At 72.7% G+C, this 19492-nt stretch carries 16 protein-coding genes; 3 read left to right on the top strand and 13 right to left on the bottom strand.

Annotated features, from left to right (window positions below; genetic code table 11):
* The first annotated feature begins 134 nt into the window (after positions 1 to 134).
* Both MUY22_RS16140 and MUY22_RS16135 read left to right on the top strand, forming a co-directional pair.
* A complete protein-coding gene (locus MUY22_RS16140) occupies positions 135 to 1559 on the top strand; it encodes an acyl-CoA synthetase (RefSeq protein ID WP_247060605.1) in 1425 nt (474 codons plus the stop codon).
* Positions 1552 to 2880, top strand: coding sequence for a carboxyl transferase domain-containing protein (locus MUY22_RS16135; protein ID WP_247060603.1), 1329 nt, complete (start codon positions 1552 to 1554; stop codon positions 2878 to 2880). The genes MUY22_RS16140 and MUY22_RS16135 overlap by 8 nt, the downstream gene beginning before the upstream one ends.
* A 185-nt stretch (positions 2881 to 3065) precedes the next feature.
* Here the strand turns inward: MUY22_RS16135 and tsaE are convergent, their stop codons facing one another.
* The 8 genes from tsaE to glmS form a co-directional block, all read right to left on the bottom strand.
* The gene (gene tsaE, locus MUY22_RS16130; RefSeq protein WP_247060601.1) at positions 3066 to 3527 is read right to left on the bottom strand and encodes a tRNA (adenosine(37)-N6)-threonylcarbamoyltransferase complex ATPase subunit type 1 TsaE; all 462 of its coding nucleotides are present in this window, start codon (positions 3525 to 3527) and stop codon (positions 3066 to 3068) included.
* Entirely contained in the window at positions 3524 to 4624 is a 1101-nt protein-coding gene (locus tag MUY22_RS16125) for an alpha/beta fold hydrolase (RefSeq protein ID WP_247060599.1), read from the bottom strand. Before MUY22_RS16125 ends, tsaE begins: the two co-directional genes overlap by 4 nt.
* Positions 4621 to 5736 carry an alanine racemase gene (alr, locus tag MUY22_RS16120; RefSeq protein ID WP_247060597.1) on the bottom strand — a complete coding sequence of 372 codons (1116 nt, stop codon included), beginning with the start codon at positions 5734 to 5736 and terminating at the stop codon, positions 4621 to 4623. The genes MUY22_RS16125 and alr overlap by 4 nt, the downstream gene beginning before the upstream one ends.
* A 29-nt stretch (positions 5737 to 5765) precedes the next feature.
* Positions 5766 to 6857, bottom strand: a complete 1092-nt coding sequence (locus tag MUY22_RS16115; RefSeq protein WP_247060595.1) for an ABC transporter ATP-binding protein — start codon at positions 6855 to 6857, stop codon at positions 5766 to 5768.
* Between the two features lie 5 nt (positions 6858 to 6862).
* Entirely contained in the window at positions 6863 to 8293 is a 1431-nt protein-coding gene (gene xylB, locus MUY22_RS16110) for a xylulokinase (RefSeq protein ID WP_247060594.1), read from the bottom strand.
* Positions 8283 to 9116, bottom strand: a complete 834-nt coding sequence (locus tag MUY22_RS16105; RefSeq protein WP_247060593.1) for a DeoR/GlpR family DNA-binding transcription regulator — start codon at positions 9114 to 9116, stop codon at positions 8283 to 8285. The genes xylB and MUY22_RS16105 overlap by 11 nt, the downstream gene beginning before the upstream one ends.
* A 473-nt stretch (positions 9117 to 9589) precedes the next feature.
* On the bottom strand, positions 9590 to 11026 hold the full coding sequence (locus MUY22_RS16100; protein ID WP_247060592.1) for an NAD(P)H-hydrate dehydratase: 1437 nt from the start codon (positions 11024 to 11026) through the stop codon (positions 9590 to 9592).
* A 15-nt stretch (positions 11027 to 11041) separates the two neighbouring features.
* Positions 11042 to 12904: a glutamine--fructose-6-phosphate transaminase (isomerizing) gene (gene glmS / locus MUY22_RS16095; RefSeq protein ID WP_247060591.1), complete on the bottom strand. Its 1863-nt coding sequence runs from the start codon at positions 12902 to 12904 to the stop codon at positions 11042 to 11044.
* Positions 12905 to 13180: 276 nt separating this feature from the next.
* On the opposite strand from glmS, the gene MUY22_RS16090 reads away from it, so the two are divergent.
* Positions 13181 to 14005: a dienelactone hydrolase family protein gene (locus tag MUY22_RS16090; protein WP_247060590.1), complete on the top strand. Its 825-nt coding sequence runs from the start codon at positions 13181 to 13183 to the stop codon at positions 14003 to 14005.
* A gap of 50 nt (positions 14006 to 14055) precedes the next feature.
* Here MUY22_RS16090 and MUY22_RS16085 read toward each other — a convergent pair whose 3' ends face one another.
* From MUY22_RS16085 to MUY22_RS16065, 5 genes are all read right to left on the bottom strand, one after another.
* Complete coding sequence (locus MUY22_RS16085) at positions 14056 to 14529, bottom strand: hypothetical protein (RefSeq protein WP_247060589.1); 474 nt, start codon at positions 14527 to 14529, stop codon at positions 14056 to 14058.
* A 57-nt stretch (positions 14530 to 14586) separates the two neighbouring features.
* Complete coding sequence (locus tag MUY22_RS16080) at positions 14587 to 17199, bottom strand: WXG100 family type VII secretion target (RefSeq protein WP_247060588.1); 2613 nt, start codon at positions 17197 to 17199, stop codon at positions 14587 to 14589.
* Positions 17199 to 17510, bottom strand: coding sequence for a hypothetical protein (locus tag MUY22_RS16075; protein WP_247060586.1), 312 nt, complete (start codon positions 17508 to 17510; stop codon positions 17199 to 17201). Before MUY22_RS16075 ends, MUY22_RS16080 begins: the two co-directional genes overlap by 1 nt.
* A gap of 149 nt (positions 17511 to 17659) precedes the next feature.
* A complete protein-coding gene (locus MUY22_RS16070; protein WP_247060584.1) occupies positions 17660 to 17920 on the bottom strand; it encodes an acyl carrier protein in 261 nt (86 codons plus the stop codon).
* Positions 17913 to 19472, bottom strand: a complete 1560-nt coding sequence (locus tag MUY22_RS16065) for a fatty acyl-AMP ligase (protein WP_247060582.1) — start codon at positions 19470 to 19472, stop codon at positions 17913 to 17915. Before MUY22_RS16065 ends, MUY22_RS16070 begins: the two co-directional genes overlap by 8 nt.
* Positions 19473 to 19492: the final 20 nt, after the last annotated feature.

Raw genomic sequence — 19492 nt, 5'->3', positions numbered from 1 at the left:
TACGACCAGGCCGGGATGTCGCATTCGCGGGCCCGGATCACCGGTGAAACCGGTCGCTGCGGGGGCCAGATCAGCACGGTAACGTGCGAATCGGGGTTCGCAGGAGCGAGTCCCCCGAGCTGGAGGTCCCCGCGGTGCCCGACCCGTTGTTCCCCGCCCTCACGTCAGCCTCGGGCAACGAAGCCCTCCGCTTCGGCGAACAAGCCCTCACCTACGCCGAGCTGGCCGCCGTCGCCGGCAGCCTCGCGGCAGAACTCCCCCGCGGCCGCGTCGCCGTGTGGGCGACGCCGACCCTGCACACCAGCGTCGCCGTCGTCGCCGCCCTGCTCGCCGGGGTGCCCGCGGTGCCGCTGAACCCGAAGATCGGCGAGCGCGAACTGGCACACATCCTCGCCGACAGCGAGCCGCGGCTGGTGCTGGCCGAACCCGGCGTCGAGCTGCCCGCCGGGCTGGCCGGCCTGCCGCGGCGGGACATCCCGCTGACCGGGCCGGCCACGCCGCTGCAGGAAGAACCGGACGCCGAGGCGCCCGCCCTGATCGTCTACACGTCGGGGACCACCGGGCCGCCGAAGGGCGTCGTCCTCCCCCGCCGTTCGATCGCGACCACACTGGACGCCCTCGAAGACGCCTGGGCGTGGACCGCCGACGACGTCCTGGTGCACGGACTCCCGCTGTTCCACGTGCACGGCCTGATCCTCGGCATCCTCGGCCCGCTGCGCCGCGGCGGCTCGGTCCGCCACCTCGGCCGGTTCTCGACCGACGGCGTCGCCCGCGAGCTGAAGGCCGGCGCGACCATGGTGTTCGGCGTCCCGACGATGTACCACCGCATCGCCGGTGAGGTCGGCACCGACAGCGCGCTGGCCGACGCCCTGCGCGGCGCGCGGCTGCTCGTCTCGGGGTCGGCGGCGCTGCCGGTGCACGACCACCAGCGGATCACCGAAGCGACCGGCCAGCAGGTCGTCGAGCGCTACGGCATGACCGAGACGCTGATGAACACGAGCGTCCGCGCGGACGGCGAACGCAAGCCCGGCACCGTCGGCGTCCCGCTCGGCGGCGTGGAGCTCAGGCTGATCGGCGACGCCGGCGAGGTGCTCGACGGCGCCGAGACCGTCGGCGAGATCCAGGTGCGCGGCCCCAACCTCTTCACCGAGTACCTCAACCGCCCGGACGCCACCGCGGCCGCGCTGGCCGACGGCTGGTTCCGCACCGGCGACATGGCCACGCGCGACGCCGACGGGTACGTCAAGATCGTCGGGCGCAAGGCGACCGACCTGATCAAGAGCGGCGGCTACAAGATCGGCGCGGGCGAGATCGAGAACGCGCTGCTGGAGCACCCCGGCGTCGCCGAAGCGGCCGTCACCGGCGAGCCGGACGACGACCTCGGCGAGCGGATCGTCGCCTGGGTCGTCCCGGAGGGCGAGCGGCCGTCGGCCGACGAGCTGGCCGACCACGTCGCCCGGCTGCTCGCGCCGCACAAGCGCCCGCGGGTCGTCCGGTACCTGGATGCCTTGCCGCGCAACGACATGGGCAAGGTCCTGAAGCGAGCGCTCGGTGACTAGGCGGCCGGCGCGCGAGGTCGTCGACACGATTTCGACCGGTTTCGAGGAGTTCACGACGCCGCTGCGCGAGGAGCCCGCCGACGGGCCGATCGACTGGCCGGGCTACCGCGAAGCACGCTCCGCCGCCGAAGAGCGCACCGGCGAGAAGGAGTCGGTCGTCTGCGGGACGGCGAAGATCGGGGACGCCGAGGCCGTCGTGATCGCGTTCGAGTTCGGGTTCCTCGGCGGCTCGCTGGGGCAGCGCACCGGCGACCGGATCGAAGCGGCGTTCGCGCACGCCCGCGACGTCCGGCTGCCGGTGGTCTCGCTGATCGCGACCGGCGGCAGCCGCATGCAGCAGGGGATGCGCGCGCTCATGCAGCTGCAGCGCGTGGCCCGGGCGGCAGCGCGGACGCGCGCGGCGGGCGTCCCGCAGATCGCGGTGCTGCGCGACCCGACGACCGGCGGCGGCTGGGCGACGCTCGGCGCGGGCGCCGACGTCATCCTCGCGCTGCCCGAGGCCCAGGTCGGCTTCGCGGGTTCACGAGTGCGTCCGGCCGGCTCCCCCGAGGCGTACACGGCGGAGGCGAAGCTCGAGTGGGGTCAGGTCGACGCCATCGTCACGGCCGAGGACCTCGGGCCGGCGTTGGAGCGTTGGCTGCGCTTGCTGACGTCCCCGTCGAACGCCGCGGCGCCACCGCCCCGGGCGCTGCGCGAGGCGGCGCTGCCGGACACAGGCTGGGACGCGGTCCAGGCCGCGCGGTCGCCACGCCGGGCGCGAGCCGTCAAGTACCTGGACGCGTACTTCGACTGGCGCGAGGACATCAGCGGCGACCGCTGCGGCGGCGTCGACGACGGCGTCCGCTGCGGCTTCGGCCGGCGCAACGGCCGCACGATCGCGTACGCGGCCCAGTGCGGCACGCCGACGCTGCCGTCGGGCTTCCGCACGGCCGCGCGTCTGGTCCGGTTGGCGTCACGGCTGGCGATCCCGGTGCTGACGCTGGTCGACACCCCGGGCGCGGCCAACGACGCGGCGGCGGAACAAGCGGGCGCGGGCGGCGCGATCGCGGACCTGTTCGAGGCGGTCGCGACGGCGTCGGCCCCGGTGACGACGCTGGTGATCGGCGAGGGCGGCTCGGGCGGCGCACTGGCGTTCGCGGCCCCGGGCTCGACGTGGGTGACCCCGGACGCCTACTTCTCGGTGACCTCACCCGAAGCGGCGGCGGCGATCCTGAAGCGTCCCGCGTCGGAGGTCCCGGAGCTGGCCAACCAGCTACGGCTGCGGCCGCAGGACCTGGTGCAGCTGGGCGTGGCCCGAGCGGTCGTGAGCCCCGCCGACTAGCCCGGCTGCGGCTGCCTGCCGAAAGCCGTGAAGGCCTCCTTACCGGCGCTAAGAGCCGCGAAGGAGGCCTTCACGGCTTTCGCACGGGCGAGCGCTAGGCGAAGGATCCTCGGCGAAGCTGCCCAGCGTCGCCGGGAAGTCCGCGTCGATCCAGGTCGCCTTCGGCAAGCCGGAAGGCGCGTGCGTCACGAGCGGGCCAGCTCCGGCACTCGGTCGGCCCAGGTGCCGTGGGGTTCCAGGGTCACCTCGCGGACGTCGTCGTCGCGGCGGTCCAGCCGGACCACCAGGTAGTCCGACGACAGCCGTTCCGCCGAGCCCTCGCCCCACTCGACGACGATGGCCGAACGCTCCAGGTCCGTGTCCAGGTCCAGGTCGTCCAGCTGGGACAGGTCGCCGCCCAGGCGGTAGGCGTCGACGTGCACCAGCGGCACGCCGGCGGCACCCGCCGGGTGGACGCGGGCCAGCACGAACGTCGGGCTGCTCACCCGGCCGCCGACGCCAAGGCCGTCCGCGATGCCGCGGGTCAGCGTGGTCTTGCCCGCGCCGAGGGGCCCGGCGAGCAGCACCAGGTCACCCGCGCGCAGGGACCGGCCCAGCGAGCGCCCGAACTCCATCGTGTCTTCGGGCGTGGGAAACACCAACGTCAACGCTGCCACCACCAGTTCCGCCGGGCCGAGTCCTCGCCGTCCACACCGGAGCAGCGTTGCAACAAGTCGATCAGGTGGCTGGTCACCAGGTCGGGCTGCTCCAGCAGCACCATGTGCCCGGCGCCGCGGACGCGCACCAGCTCCGCGTCGGGCAGCTCGGACGCGATCCGCTCGGCGTGCGCGAACGGCGTGAACCGGTCCGAATCACCGCCGAGCACCAGCACTTCCGCGGTCTTCAGCCCGGCCAGCGCCGCGTAGCGGTTGTGGCTGCCGAGCGTGTCGACGAAGTTCACGAGCCCGCGCACCGGCGTCACTTCCAGCATCTCGAGCATGAAGTCGACGAGCCGGGGCGCGACGTCGCGGCTGCCGAACGCCAGCCGGCGCACGGCCTGCCGCGTCAGCTGGCCACCGGCCGCGCGGACGAACTCGACCAGGCCCGGCTGCCAGCCGGCGAGACCGCCGGCGGCGCGCGTCAGCGGGTTGTACTTCGAGAGCAGCGAACGCGGCAACCCGCGCGCCCCGACTTCGCCCGCCGCCGTCGCGATGAAGGCGACGCCGGCCACGCGGTCCGCGAACAGCTGGGGGAACTCCGCGGCCAGCTCCATGATCACCATGCCGCCCATCGAGTGCCCCACCAGCACGATGGGCCCCGTCGGCACCAGCGACCGCAGCACGACGTCGAGGTCGCGGGCCAGCTGCTCGATCGTCGAGTTCTCCGCCGACGCCGCGCCGGACAGGCCGTGGCCGCGGTGGTCGTAGTAGACCTGACGCACGCGCGGCAGCCGCAGCTTCGCGAGGTCGCGGCGCTGGAAGTGGAAGCACCGCCGCGAAAGCGCGAAGCCGTGCACGCCCACGACGGTCAGTTCGGGCTCGCCGCCGTCTTCCGGGTCGATCTCCTCGACCGAAAGCGGGGTGCCGTCGTCGGCCGCGACCGTGGACGTGCGGTCCGGCTTCAGCTCCCCCAGTGGCTCGTCCACGTACGGGTCCTCACTGTGCCGCCGCTGCTGGGCGGCGACCGCGATGGCGGCCGCGGCGGTCCCGGTGGCCACGGCTCCGACGCCGCCGGCGATGGCCAGCAGTCGACGTGAAGGTGTCACGAGGCCGCCCCCGGATACCGGCGGCGCACCCGCGGGCGGTACATCGACGTCACGATCTCGTAGTCGATGGTGCCGAGCTTGTCGGCCCATTCCCGCGCCGTCGGCTCGCCGCGCGTCCCCGGTCCGAACAGGACGACCTCGGTGCCGACGGCCGGCTCGAAGTCGCCGCAGTCGACGATCAGCTGGTCCATGCAGACGCGCCCGACGACCGGCCGCCGTTGCCCACCCAGTAGTACGTCCATCCGGCCCGACAGCGACCGCGGCACGCCGTCGGCGTAGCCGGCCGGCACCAGGGCCAGGTTCGTGTCGTGCGCCGCGGTCCAGGTGTGCCCGTAGGACACCGACTCCCCGGCCTCGATGCGCTTGACCAGCGCGACGGCGGACCGGAACGTCATGGCCGGGCGCAGGTCCTCGGCCTGCGGCACCGGGTTGAGGCCGTACATCGCGATGCCCGGCCGCACGACGTCGAAGTGCAGGTCCGGCCGGGTCAGCAGGGCCGCGGAGTTCGCGAGGTGGCGCAGCGGGTCGAGCCCGGCGGCGCGGGCGACGTCGTAGGCGTCGTCGAAGCGCTTCGCCTGGGCGTCGATCGACGGATGACCCGGCTCGTCCGCGCACGCGAGGTGCGACCAGATCGCGACGACGTCGACGCGCGGTTCGGCGGCCGCCGCGGAAACCAGCTCGGCCCAGCCCGCGGGCGGGCAGCCGTTGCGCGAGAGGCCGGTGTCGATTTTGAGGTGCACGCGAGCCCGGGTACTCGCGGGGACAGCGGCGGCGATGCGACGTAGCTCACCGACCGAGCTGGCGGCGAGGTCGACGCCGGCCTCGACGCCCGCGGCGAAGTCGACCTCGGGCACGTCCAGCCAGCTGAACAGCCGGGCGGTGATCCCGGCGCGGCGCAGGTCGAGGGCCTCGCCGAGCGAGCAGGTGCCGAGCCAGCTCGCGCCGGCCTCGACCGCGGCGCGCGCCACCGGCAGCGCGCCGTGGCCGTAGGCGTCGGCCTTCACCACGGCCATCACTTCGGCGCCGGGCGCGCGGGCGCCCAGCAGCGTGAGGTTGTGGCGGATCGCGTCGAGGTCGATGTCGACCTGCGCTCTTGGGAAACTGGGGGTCATGACGACCCCCAGTTTCCCATGAGCCGAGGTCAGGACAGGCGCGCCCCGGACGTGGCGGAGAACACGTGCAGCTCGTCGGGACGGATCCGCAGGTGCAGGGTGTCGCCCATGGCCGGCGGCTTGCGCGGGTCGACCCGGGCCACGACGTTGGACTTGGTGCCCTCGGCGTCGGTCTCGGCGAGCTTGCCGTAGACGTAGGCGTCCGAACCGAGCTCCTCGACCAGTTCCACCTTGATCGGCACGGTGCCGTCTTCGGTGGCCGACACCTCGAGCGACTCCGGCCGGAAGCCCAGCGTCACGGTGTCGCCCTCGGCGGCGGCGATGATCTCGCGGGTCAGCGGCACGCGCGCGCCACCCACCTCGGCGCCGTCGGTGGTGAGCTTCGCGGTGACGAGGTTCATCGCGGGCGAGCCGATGAAGCCGGCGACGAACGCGTTCGCGGGCTTGTCGTAGAGCGCGCGCGGGGTGTCGCACTGCTGCAGCAGGCCGTCCGACAGCACGGCGACGCGGTCACCCATCGTCATGGCCTCGACCTGGTCGTGCGTGACGTACACGGTCGTGACGCCGAGGCGGCGCTGGAGCGCGGCGATCTGCGTACGGGTCGACACGCGCAGCTTCGCGTCGAGGTTCGACAGCGGCTCGTCCATCAGGAAGACTTGCGGCTCGCGCACGATCGCGCGGCCCATGGCGACGCGCTGGCGCTGACCACCGGAAAGCGCCTTCGGCTTGCGGTCGAGGTAGTCCTCGATGTCGAGCAGCTTGGCCGCGTCGAGCACCTTCTGCTTGATCTCGGACGCGGGGCGCCCGGCGATCTTCAGCGCGAAGCCCATGTTCTGCCCGACGGTCATGTGCGGGTAGAGGGCGTAGTTCTGGAACACCATCGCGATGTCACGCGAGCGCGGCGGCAGCTGGGTGACGTCGCGGTCGCCGATCCAGACGGCGCCGTCGTCGATGTCCTCGAGGCCGGCGAGCATGCGCAGGCTGGTCGACTTGCCGCAGCCGGACGGGCCGACCAGCACCAGGAACTCGCCGTCGGCGATCTCCAGGTCCAGTGCGTCGACGGCCGGGCGGTCGCTGCCGGTGTAACGCCGGGTCGCCTTGTCGTAGGTGATGGAAGCCATCGGGGTCAGTCCTCTCCGAAAGTCCGCCGGACCCCGTGCGCGGCTTCGCGCGCTTCGAGGTGGCGCTGCTGGATCCGGTGGCCCTCGGCGCGCTGCGCCTCGGTCGGCTCGTCCAGCTCGAGCCGTGTCTTGTTGTTTCCTTGCCAGGACGGGGGTTCCGCACCGGAAGCCAGGGCCCAGGCCGCCTGCCGCGCCGCGCCGATGGCGACGTACTCGGCGACCTCGGGCAGCTGCACGGGCACGCCGAACACGAGCGGCGCGACCGCGCGGACGGCGGCCGACTGCGCGCCACCGCCGATCAGCAGCACGCGGTGGACGTCGAGGCCGTGCGCGCGGACCGCGTCGAGACCGGCGGCCAGGCCGCACAGCATGCCTTCGACGGCGCTGCGCGCGAGGTTCTCCGGCGTCATGTTGGCCCGGGTCAGGCCGGCCAGCGAGCCGGTGGCGTCGGGCAGGTTCGGGGTGCGTTCGCCGTCGAGGTAGGGCAGGAACGTCAGGCCGCCGGCCCCGGGCTCGGCGCGCAGGGCGAGCCGGTCGAACTCGCTCAGCGTCGCGCCGAGCATCGTCGCGGTCGACGTCAGGACGCGGGCGGCGTTGAGCGTGCAGGCCAGCGGGAGGAAACGGCCGGTGGCGTCGGCGAACCCGGCGACCTCGCCGCTGGCGTCGGCCGCGCCGGTCTCGGCGACGCCGAACACGGTGCCGCTGGTGCCCAGCGACACGACGACGTCACCCGGCTGCAGTTCGAGCGCCAGCGCGGCGGCCATGTTGTCGCCGGTGCCGGCGGAGACGAGCACGCCGCCGGGCGTGTGGCCGGCGGTGTCGGCCGGGCCGAGCACGGTGGGCAGCTCCGGCGTCCGGCCGCCGAAGGCGTGCGCGAGGACGTCGAGGCGGTAGGCGTTGTCGGACGGCGAGAAGTAGCCGGTGCCGGAGGCGTCACCGCGGTCGGTGACCGGGTCGCCGCCGGTGAGCTTCCAGGTCAGCCAGTCGTGCGGCAGCAGCACGCGGGCGACGCGGTCGGCCAGCTTCGGCTCGTGGTCGGCCAGCCAGCGCAGCTTCGTGACGGTGAAGCTGGCGACGGGCACCGACCCGACGGACTTCGCCCAGACGGACGGCCCGCCGAGCTCGTCGATCAGGTCGAGCGCGGCCTGCGCCGAGCGGTTGTCGTTCCAGAGCAGCGCGGGCCGGACGACGTCGCCGTCTTCGTCGAGCGTCACCATGCCGTGCTGCTGGCCGCCGATGCCGATGGCCTTGACGTCGTCGAGCAGCCCGGAGGTCGCTTCCTGGAAGGCGCCCCACCACGCGGCGGGGTCGACCTCGGTGCCGTCCGGGTGCGGCGCGCGGCCGGTGCGGACGATCTCCCCGGTTCCGGCGTCGCACACGACGACCTTGGTCGACTGCGTGGACGAATCGATGCCGGCCACCAGCTCAGCTGTCATACGGCTGCCCCTCCTCGACGTGTTCGACGATCTCGATCGCCGTGCCCGCGTTGAGCGCGGCCTCGATCTCCTCGGTCGGCGTGGTCTCGCCGGTGATCAGCAGGTCGTAGTCCCCGACGTCGCCGTGCGCGTAGGTCGCGGTCCGGCCGAACTTCGAGTGGTCGACGACGAGGACGCTGTGGTTCGCGATCTTCAGCGCGGTCTTCTTCAGCTCGGCGTAGTCGCGATCGGGGTGGTAGAGCCGCCCGATGGCGACCGCGGTGACCGACACGAAGGAGACGTCCGCGCGGATCGAGTCGAGCAGGTTCAGCACCTCGGGCCCGGCGCAGGAGTCGTACTCGTGGCTGTACCGCCCGCCGGCGAGCACGACGTCGACCTTCGGCCCGAGCAGTCGGGCGGCGTGCAGCGAGTTGGTGACGACGGTGAGGGCGTCGATCTCGGCGAGCCGCTTGACCAGCGGAAGGAGCGTGGTGGAGTCGTCGACGAAGACGGTCTGCCCGGGCTGGACGTGGTTCGCGGCGGCCTCGCCGAGCGCGTCCTTCTCGCCGTGGTGGAGGGTGTCGCGGAAGCGGGCGGCGGTCTCGATGGTGAGCGCCGGATAGGCCTCGACCTTGCCGCGCAGCTTGCGCAGGAGACGACGTTCGTCGAGGTCGTCGAGGTCGCGGTGCATGGTCATCAGGCTGACCTTGAATTTTGTCGTCAAGTCGTCGATCCGGGCTTCACCCTGCTCGATGACGTGATCGAGGATGTCCTGCCGCCGCTGTTCGACGACAGCATCGGACGGCCGGGTCTTCCGGTCTCCAGACGCTGTGCCGCCGCTCACACGCACTTCTTACCAGATTTAACGCCCGGAGTTAACAGAGAACTCGATAACTCTTCGCACGCCGGTCGCTCGGGTGCTGGTTTCGTGGGCTTGGTGGGGGTGGCACGAACGGCCCGTTCGCGACGCTCGGCGGGCACGAACGGCCCGTTCGCGACGCTCGCCCGGGCACGAACGGGCCACTCGCGCCCCCTCGCTGGGCACCAACGGGCCACTCGCGACGCTTGCCCGGCACGAACGGGCCACTCGCGACCTTCTTCGCGCACGAACGGGCCACTCGCGACGCTCATCCGGCACGAACGGCCCGTTCGCGACGCTCCCCTGGGCACCAACGGGCCACTCGCGACCTCCTGCCAAGGCGCGAACGGGCCACTCGCGCCCCCTCGCACCGCTTCGAGCGGCACCAACGGACCGTTCGCACCTCACGCACGCCCCCCCAAAGCGGCACTTTCACGTGAAAGTGCCGCTCGGCCACGTCAGGACGTCAAAGACCGGACCGCGCGGATCGCCTCGGGGATCGCGTGGACCAGCGCCGACGACGACGTCGGGGCGTTCTGGGCCGCGATCGCGCCCGCCAGGGAGTGCACGTGAGCCGCCGCGGCTGCCGCCAGCCACGGGTCCACTCCCGCCGCAAGCAGGGCGCCGATCAGGCCTGAGAGCACGTCGCCCGAACCCGGTGTGGCCAGCCATGCTCCGTGTGGCTTGTTGACCGCCACCCGGCCGTCCGGGGCCGCGATCACCGTCACGTACCCCTTCAACAGCACCACCGCGTTGTACCGCCGGGCCGCGTCGCGCGCGGCCTTCACCCGGTCGGGGCCCGGCGCGGCGCCCATCAGCCGTGCGTACTCGCCCGCGTGCGGGGTCAGGACCAGCGGTGTGTCCGGGTCGCGCGCGTCCAGGACCTCGGGGGACTTCGCGATGATCGTCGTGGCGTCCGCGTCCGCGCACACCGGCAGGCCCCGGCCGAGGACGTACCGGACGACGTCGCGGCCCTCCGAGCCCGTGCCGATTCCGGGGCCGACCGCCCACGCCTGCACCCGGCCGGCGTCGGCGACCGTGCCCGTCGCGATGACCTCCGGCCACTGCGACCGGACGACGTCGGCCGCGTGGCCCGCGTACCGGACCATCCCCGCCGTCGCGCGGACCGCCGAGCCCGCCGTCAGCACCGCCGCGCCCGGGTAGGTCGCCGAGCCCGCCGCGACGCCGACGACGCCCTGGCTGTACTTGTCGTCCTCCGGCCCGGGCACCGGCCACGCCGCCGCGATGTCCGCGATGTCCAGCTGCCGGATCGACGGCTCCCCCAGCTCGAGCCCGATGTCGACCAGCACGACCTCGCCGCACCACGTCGGCGCCAGCACGTGCACCGGCTTGCGGGCGCCGAAGGTGACCGTCAGCGTGGCCCGCACCGCCGGGCCGTCGACCGCGCCGGTGTCCGGGTCGACGCCGCTGGGCAAGTCGACCGCCACGATCGGCGCTTCGACGAGGGAGACCAGCCGCGCGGCTTCGGGGCGCAGTGAGCCCGAAGCGGAGATCCCGACGATCCCGTCGACCACGACGTCCGCCCGGACGATCCACTGTGGACCGTCCTCGGCGGACACGACCCGGCCGCCCGCGCGGCGCAACGCCGCGAGCCCGGCCTCGTGCGCCCGCGAACCCAGCAGCACAGCCGTGACGGCGACTCCGCGACGGCGCAGGAAAGCCCCGGCCCACAGGGCGTCACCGCCGTTGTCACCGGAGCCGACCAGCAGCACGACCCGGCGGCCGGACACCGTGCCGGTGTGCTCGGCGAGGAACTCCGCCAGCCGCACGGCGAGCCCGAACGACGCGCGCCGCATCAGCTCGCCCTCGGGCGTGACGGCGAACAGCCGCCCCTCCGCCTCGCGAATCCGTTCCGTGGTCCAGATTCCCTGCACGGCGAAGGCCTCCCGCTATTCGACGGTGACAGACTTCGCCAGGTTACGCGGCTTGTCGACGTCGTACCCGCGGGTGCGGGCGATCTCCGCGGCCAGCACCTGCAGCGGCACCGTGGACACCAGCGGCTGCAGCAGCGTCGGCACCGCGGGGATCTCGATCAGCTCGTCCGCGAACGGCCGGACCTTCTCGTCACCCTCTTCGGCGATCACGATCGTGCGCGCGCCGCGGGCCTGGATCTCGCTGATGTTCGACACCAGCTTCGAATGCAGCACCGCGCGGCCCTTGGGCGAGGGCATCACGACGACGACCGGCAGGCCGTCCTCGATCAGCGCGATCGGGCCGTGCTTGAGCTCGCCGGCGGCGAAGCCCTCGGCGTGCATGTACGCGAGCTCCTTGAGCTTCAGCGCGCCTTCGAGGGCGACCGGGAACCCGACGTGGCGGCCGAGGAACAGCACGGCCTTCGAGTCGGCGATCCGGCGGCCGAGGTCCCGCACCTGGTCCACAGTGGACAGCACCTTCCGGACGGCCGCGGGCATGGCCTCCAGCTCGGCGAACTCGCGGGCGACCTCGTCCGGGTACTTCGTGCCGCGGGCCTGCGCCAGCGCCAGGCCGACCAGGTAGTTCGCCGCGATCTGGGCGAGGAACGCCTTCGTCGAGGCGACGCCGATCTCGGGGCCGGCGTGCGTGTAGAGCACCGCGTCGGACTCGCGCGGGATCTGCGCGCCGTTGGTGTTGCAGACGGCCAGCACGCGCGCCTTCTGCTCGCGCGCGTGGCGGACGGCCTCGAGGGTGTCCGCCGTCTCGCCGGACTGCGACACGGCGACGACGAGCGTCGCGCGGTCGAGCACCGGGTCGCGGTAGCGGAACTCGCTGGCCAGCTCGACCTCGACCGGCAGGCGGCACCAGTGCTCGATGGCGTACTTGGCGACCAGGCCGGAGTGGTAGGCCGACCCGCAGGCGACGACGAAGACCTTGTCGACGTCGCGCAGGTCCTGGTCGGAGATGCGCTGCTCGTCGAGGATGATCCGGCCGTTGTCGAAGTGCCCGCGAAGGGTGTTCGCCAGTGCTTCGGGCTGTTCCTCGATCTCCTTGAGCATGAAGTACTCGTGGCCGCCCTTTTCGGCGGCCGAGAGGTCCCAGTCCACGGTGAACGGCTTCGCCTGGGCGGCGTCGCCGTGGAAGTCGGTGACCTCGTAGCCCTCGCGGGTGATCACGACGAGCTGGTCCTGGCCCAGCTCGACGGCCTCGCGGGTGTGCTCGATGAACGCCGAGACGTCGGAGGCGACGAAGTGCTCGCCCGCGCCGACGCCGACGACCAGCGGCGACGACCGGCGCGCCGCGACGATCGTGCCCGAGTGGTCGGCGTGCGTCACGACCAGCGTGAACGCGCCTTCGAGACGACGGCAGACAGCGGCGACGCTGGCCGCGAAGTCCCCGGCGGTCTCGCCGCCGGTGTACGCCCGCGCGATCAGGTGCGCGGCGGTCTCACTGTCGGTGTCGCTGGCCATCTCGACGCCGTCGGCTTCCAGCTCGGTGCGCAGGGCGGCGAAGTTCTCGATGATGCCGTTGTGCACGACCGCGACGCGCTCGGAGGCGTCCCGGTGCGGGTGCGAGTTGCGGTCCACCGGGGCACCGTGGGTGGCCCAGCGGGTGTGGCCCATGCCGGCGGTGCCGGCGAAGCTGCCGCGGCCGACCTTGTCCAGCTCGGCTTCCAGGTTGGCGAGCCGGCCGGCCTTGCGCTCGACGTTCAGCGCGCCCGCGCCGTCGAGGACCGCCACGCCGGCCGAGTCGTAACCGCGGTACTCCATGCGCCGGAGCCCGCCGAGAACGACGTCCAGGGCCGGGCGGTGCCCGACATATCCCACGATTCCACACACGCGCACCAGCCTAACGAGGGACGTTCAGCGGGCTGACCGGGCACGTGAACCGCCCGCGACCTGCGCGAACACGAGTTACCGTGGTCCGGACCAATACAAAACCGGGTGACCCCGCACCGGCACCCTCCCGAGCGCCCCAATGTGGCGTTGGGTGCGTTGGACGCACCGAACGCCACATTGGGTGCGTTGGACGCACCCAACGCCACATTGGGGCGTTTGCGGGGAGCCGGGGCGGCGAGCGAGCCGGGGCCGGGTGCGGGCAGTAGGGTTCCGGCCATGGCCAGCAAGCCCAAGCAGCTGCTCGCGGAGCTCAAGCACCCGGGTCCGCACGAGGTCCTCCGGGGCAACCTCGCCCTGGTCGGCCTGCCGGGCGTGGTGTATACGCCCCGCGCCGGTCTCGGCCTGCCCGCCGTCGCCTTCGGGCACGGGTGGCTGCAGCCGCCCGACCGGTACCGGCAGCTCCTGCACCACCTCGCCAGCTGGGGCATCGTCGCCGCGGCGCCGGCCACCCAGCGGGGGCCGCTGCCGTCGCACCGGTTGCTCGCCGCCGACCTGCTGACCACCCTCGACGTCGTCACGACGGTCCGGCTCGGCCCGGACGGCATCAGCGTCGACCCGGCGAAGCTCGGCCTCGCCGGGCACTCGGCCGGCGGCGGCTCGGCCGTGCTGGCCGCGGCGCAGGACGCGCAGGCCGAACACCCGCGGATCCGCGCCGTCGCGACGATCGCGGCCGCCCAGACGCTCCCGCCGGCGAGCGAGGCCGCGCGCGGCATCACCGTCCCGGGCCTGCACCTGGCCGCCGACGAAGACCTGGTCGCGCCGGCCGTCGGGCACGCCGAGGCGATCTCGGACAACTGGGGCGGCGACGACGTCCAGCTGCGCACCCTCGGCAAGGCGTCCCACCTCGGTGTCACCGAGGGCCGGCACTGGTCGCAGCTGATCATGCACGGCAAGCCGCACCGCGGCACGCAGCAGCTCACCCGCGCGCTGTTCACGGCGTTCTTCCTGACCCACCTGACCGGCACCGACAAGTACCGGCCCCTGCTGGAGGCGGACGTCAAGCGCGCGACCATCGAGCGCGAGGACGAACCCGCTCACTGACCACACGAGAAAGGCCCGGCGAACCGCCGGGCCTTTCCGCTGTCAGAACCTCAGACCAGCCAGCTCGTGCTGGAGAAGTCGTCCTCGTCCTCGACCGGACGCGCGTGCCGTCCCCGCGGGCGCTGCGCCTCGGGTGCCGGGGGCGGTGGCTCCGGTGCGGGCACGGGCGCCGTCACCGGCTCGGGCCGCGGCGCGGTCGCGGCCAGGGCCGGAGCCGCGGGGAAGCTGTTGGTCGGCGTCGAGTCCTCGTCCTCGCCGCCGAACTGCATCAGCGACTCGCGGCCCTTGTCGGCCAGGGTCTTCTCCGTCGCCCAGCCACCCGCGCTCTGCTTGCGCTTGTTGAGCTCGTCCATGTGCTCGGCGTACTTCTGCGCGGCACCCAGCTCGTTCTTCAGGCCTTCACGCGCCTGCGTCTCGGCCTCCGCGACGCGCCGTTCGCGCAGCCCCCGCTGCTCGTCCTGCTCGCGCGCCGCGGCGTCCATCGTGGAGATCGCCGCGCGGTACCGCTCTTCGGCGCTGCTCATCGCCCCTCCTCAGCTCTCACTCGAAAGCCCTCCCAGAAATCCGGCGCTGAACGCCCGTCACCGGTCGTACCGGATCGAGCGCTCACCCTCGTCGTCCAGCGAGCCGCTGATCCGGCCCTTCGCCCCGCTCGTCTCGAAGACGCCGCCTTCGATGCGGTACTGGCTGGGGCCGCGCTGCTGGTCGCCACCGCCGCCACCACCACCGGGCGAGCCACCCATGCCGCCCATCATCCCGCCCATCCCGCTCATGCCACTGGCCGAGCCGCTCGCGGCCGCCTGGTGCATGCCGGGGTCGACCGGGGTCGCGCCGAGCCCGCCGCCGTCGGCCGCCGGGAGCGACGCGTCGCTGCCCGTCTGGGCGCCCGGCTCCAGCGACACCGCGCCGGCGAAGTCGGCCGTGGTGTGGCCACCGGTGACGGCGGAGCCGAAGTCGCTCGCCCCGGCCGTCGTCGTCGAGTCGCCGCCGCCGGCCCCGGCGTCGGCCGTGGCCAGCGCCGGTTCGGCCGTCGCGCCGGTGCCGAGGTCACCGGAGAAGTCCATGCCCCCCGGCGCGCTGAACCCGCCGCCGCCACCGGCCGACGAGCCCTGCGTCATACCCGGGTCCGGGTTGTCCGGCGCCGGGTCCTTCGTCAGCGGCGGCTCGGCGTCCGCGTCGTGCTGGATCTCGGCGGCGACGCCACTGCCGCTGTCCGGCCCACCGGCCGCGCCGTCGGACCCCCCGGTGCCGCCGGGGGTCGCGCCGGACGTGCTCGTGCCGGACGCCGCGCCGGTGCCGTCGGCCTTGAGGTCGTCGGCCTTCGGGCCGTCCTTCGAGTCCAGGGTGTAGGTGGTCGGCTCGCCCTTGCCGTCGTCGACGGTGACGACCGTCGGCCCGCCGGGGCCTTCCGGCCGCTCGGCGGTGATCTTCAGGTTGCCGTCCTGGATGTGGATCTTGCCGTCGGCGCCCGGCTTGTAGCTGCCGTCGGCCGAGGGCTGCCCGTCCTTGACGGCGTGGCTGCCCTGCGGCCCGAACGCGGCGTCCTTGCCGTCGGTGGTCTTGCCGTCGGCGCCCTTGGCCTCGGCCTTGTCGTCGTCGCCCCAGTCGAGGGGGTAGTCCTTCTTGTGGCCCTGGCCGTCGTCGACCGTGATGTCCATCTTGCCCTGCTTGTCGGGCTCGGACATCTCGATCGTGTTGTCGCCCTTCTTGACCGACACGGTCTCCGTGTCGTCGGCGTCCTTGATGGCCTCGCCGGTCTTCGGGTCGATCGGGTACGGCTCGCCGGTCGACGGGTCGACCTCGAGGGGCTTGCCGGTGACCGGGTTGGTGCCGGCGTCGTCCGGCTTCGGCGCGGCGTCCTCGGGCTTCGGCGGCTCGCTCGCGGACGGCGTCGTGGTACCGCCGCCACCGCTGCCGGTGCCGCCGCCACCCGTGCCGGGCCCGCCCCCGCCGGTACCGGGGCCGCCGCCACCGGTGTTGGAGTCCTTGCCCCCGCCGCCGGTGCTGGTGTCCTTGCCGCCGTCACCCTTGCCCGTGTCCGGGCCGGCACCCTTGGCCTCGGTCAGCTGGTTGGTGTAGCCGGACAGGTACTGGTCGAGCGCGCCCCACTGCTGGTCGATGGTGTCCTTGGCGGACTTGCAGGAGCCGTTGAACGCGTTGATCAGGCCCTGGTACTCGGTGGTGAACGCGCCGTCGCGCCAGTAGCGGCAGACCTGGCGGCCGTACTCCTTGTTCTCGTCGTTGAAGCCGCAGTCGTCGTTCTGCAGCCGCTCGGCGAGGTTCGTCTGGTTGCCGTTCTGCGCGTTGACGCTGTCGACCCAGCCGGCGACCTTCATGAAGTCGTCGAACTCGCCGGTCTCGCCGTTCGCGATCTTGAGGACGTCGCGGGCCATGGTGATGTCGGCCTGGGCGATCGTCGTGCGGTGCAGCGCGAGGACCTCGTCGACCTTCTTCTTGACGGCGTCGAAGACGTGCCCGACGGTCTCCGGGAGCAGCTTCGCGGCGCCGTCGATCTGCTGGGAGAGCTCCTTGGCGTGCGGCTTGATCGCCTCGTCGTACTTGATCTCCGCCGCGTTGGCGCCCTTGCCCTTCCACTCCCCGAAGAGGGTCTGGAGCTCGGTGTCGCTCTTGGAGAGCGTGTCCTCGACGACCTTGTGCGCCTTGCCCAGGTCGTCGGCGTCGGTGAGGAACTTCTGGTACTGGATGCCGCGGTTCTCGTGGAACTTGTCCTTGAGGTCCTTCTGCGGGTCGAGCTGGCCGCTGCCGCCCTTGATCTTGTTCCAGATGTCGGTGGTCCACAGCACCAGGAAGTCGACCGTGACGTTGCCCTGGTCGAGCTGCTCGTCGGAGCTCTTCGCGCCCGCGTTGAGCGTCGGCTTCGCGATTCCGTCGAGGTTCTTCTTCGCCTGGTTCTTGCGGTCGGTCTGGGCCTGCTGTTCCTTGCCCTTGGCCTGCGACTCCTGCTGGGCTTCCTTCAGCCGGTCGTCGACCTCGCCGTCGGAACCCGTGGGATAGAGCGGCGTGGTGGCCCAGTTCCGGTCGGAATACCCGTCGATGTATTCCTTGGCGTACTTTTCTTCTTCGTCGTTGAAGTTCCAGGTGTCCTTGTCGTACGCCTCCATGAGGGCGGATTTCTTTTCCATGGAGACGTTCGGGTCGTCGAGGACCTTCTTGATGTCAGCCCATTCGGCCATTACTTGCTCCCCGCCGCGTTGGCCTGCGCACCCGCGTCCGATTCCTGCGTGGTGTACTTCCCGCCCGCGGTACCGATGCCACTGCCGAGGTTCATCAGCGCGTTCGACAGCCCGGTCATGCCCGCGCCGATCTCGTCGATCCCGGCCTTGTACTTGCCGAAACCTTCCTGGTGGACGCGGCCGAAGTCCGCAGCCACGATCGCCGTCGGCGCGACTTTCTTCGCTTCGCCCGCCGGGTCGTCCGCGACGTCGTTGAGACGGATCTGCGCCCGCGTCATCGCTTCCGAACTCGCCGTATAACCGTCTGGCATGGTGGCTGCCCCCTTCGATCCCACAGTCCCTGGCACCTGTTCGAAGACTGTGACGCGCCCGGACGCCGATCGGTGCCGTCGCAGATGCACACAGAGTCTAGCGTTCGGCCGTCTGGCCAGCCGCGACTTCGGAAAAGTGCACCCGGGAGTCACCCGGTGGCGCGCTGTGCTTCGACGGCTTCGGAAATGACCTCGGCGACACCCCGGACGTCGACCAGCCGGTCGAGCTCGTCCAGGTCGACGGAGACGCCGAAGCGGACCTCGACCCGCGCGAGCAGCTGGATCCGCTGCCGGGACGTCAGACCGATGTCGTCGAACGGCGTCGAGTCGGCGAGCCGGTCCGGCGGGAGCTCCAGCGCGAGCGCGACGATCTTCCGGATCTCGTCGGCGTAGGCGGCCGCGTCAGTCATGGCGCCCATTCTCACCCCACCAGCGGTCCCGGGCCGCGGCGCGGGAGACCTTGCCGCTGGAGGTGCGCGGCACCGCGCCGGGCCGGACCAGCCACAGGCCGCGCAGGGGCAGGTCATGGCCCGCCGACACGGCCCGGCGGACGGCGGTGGCCACGGCGTCGTCGTGGTCCGCGGCGCCGACCACGGCCGCCACGCCCTCGCCGCGGCCGTCCCGCACCGCGAACGCCGCGACCCGGCCGGCCCGGACGGCGGGGTGCGCGGCCTCGATCGTGGCCTCGATGTCCTGCGGGTGGTGGTTGCGGCCGTCGACGATGATCAGGTCCTTCAGCCGCCCGGTGACGTACAGCAGGCCGTCGTGGACGAACCCGAGGTCGCCGGTGCGGAGCCAGCCCGGCTCGGCGAAGGCGTCACCGCGGTCCGGCCGGCCCCAGTAACCGTCGGCGACGTTGGGCCCGGCCACCCAGATCTCTTTGTCGACAACCTGGACGCGCTGGCCGTAGGGCCGGCCCGCCGAGACCAGCCGTTCGCCGGCGAAGTCCGTGATCGTCGGGCCTTCGTCCCCCGCGCTGGCGACGAACACCGTCGCCTCCGCCAGGCCGTAACACGGCTTCTGCGCGGCCCGGGGCAGCCCGAACGGCGCAAAGGTGCGATCGAACGCCTCGACGGTGGCCGCGCGGACCGGTTCGCTGCCGTTGAGCACCGAGTTCACGTGCGACAGGTCGACGTCTTCGAGCTCCCCGGCGGCTTCCGCGGCCAGGTCGAAGGCGAAGTTCGGGGCCGCCGTGATCGCGCCCGGGTGCCCGGCCAGCAGCCGGATCCAGCGGAGCGGGTCGCGCACGAACTCCATCGGCGTGAAGAACACCGAATGCGCGCCCAGGAACACGGGCGTGCCGATGAGCAGGACCAGGCCCATGTCGTGGAAGAACGGCACCCAGCCGGCCAGGTGGGTCGACGCGTCGGCGTGGTAGCACTCGGTGGTCTGCCAGCAGCTGGCCACCAGCGCGCGGTGGGAGATCACGGCGCCGGCCGGGCGGCTCGTCGAGCCCGAGGTGTACTGCAGGTAGGCGGGGTCGGTCATGGCGACCGCGGCGGGCGGCTCGGCGTCGTCCGGCTCGACGTCCTCGATCGCCAGCAGCACCTCCGGCCGGGACGCCAGGCTCCCCAGGAAGTCCTTCGACGTCAGGATCACCGACGGCGTGGCGTCGGCGAAGGCCGACTCGAGCCGGGCGCGGTGGGTGCGCCCGGCCGGGACGGACAGCGGCACCGCGACGCGCCCGGCGTACAGCGTCCCGAGGAAGCAGACGACGTACCCGAGGTCCTGACGGGCGACGATCGCCACCCGATCACCCGGCCGGGTGACGCGGCGCAGCTCGCGGGCGACCCCGCGGACGCGCGCGAGCACCTGCGGCCACGTCAGGGTGTGATCGGTGTGGCCGTCGGGTCCCGGGAAGACCCGGCAGGTGAACGCGGGGCGGTCGGCGGCCGCGTTGCGGAGCAGGAGGTCCGTGAGGGGCGTGGTCAGGACCTCGTCCGGGACGGCTGCGGGCGGCACCGCCCCATCCTGCCCTACGG

It is taken from the genome of Amycolatopsis sp. WQ 127309 (assembly GCF_023023025.1).
Lineage (GTDB): Bacteria > Actinomycetota > Actinomycetes > Mycobacteriales > Pseudonocardiaceae > Amycolatopsis.
The sequence above is the reverse complement of the archived record's forward strand: the minus strand, read 5'-3'. Positions and strand labels throughout refer to the sequence as shown.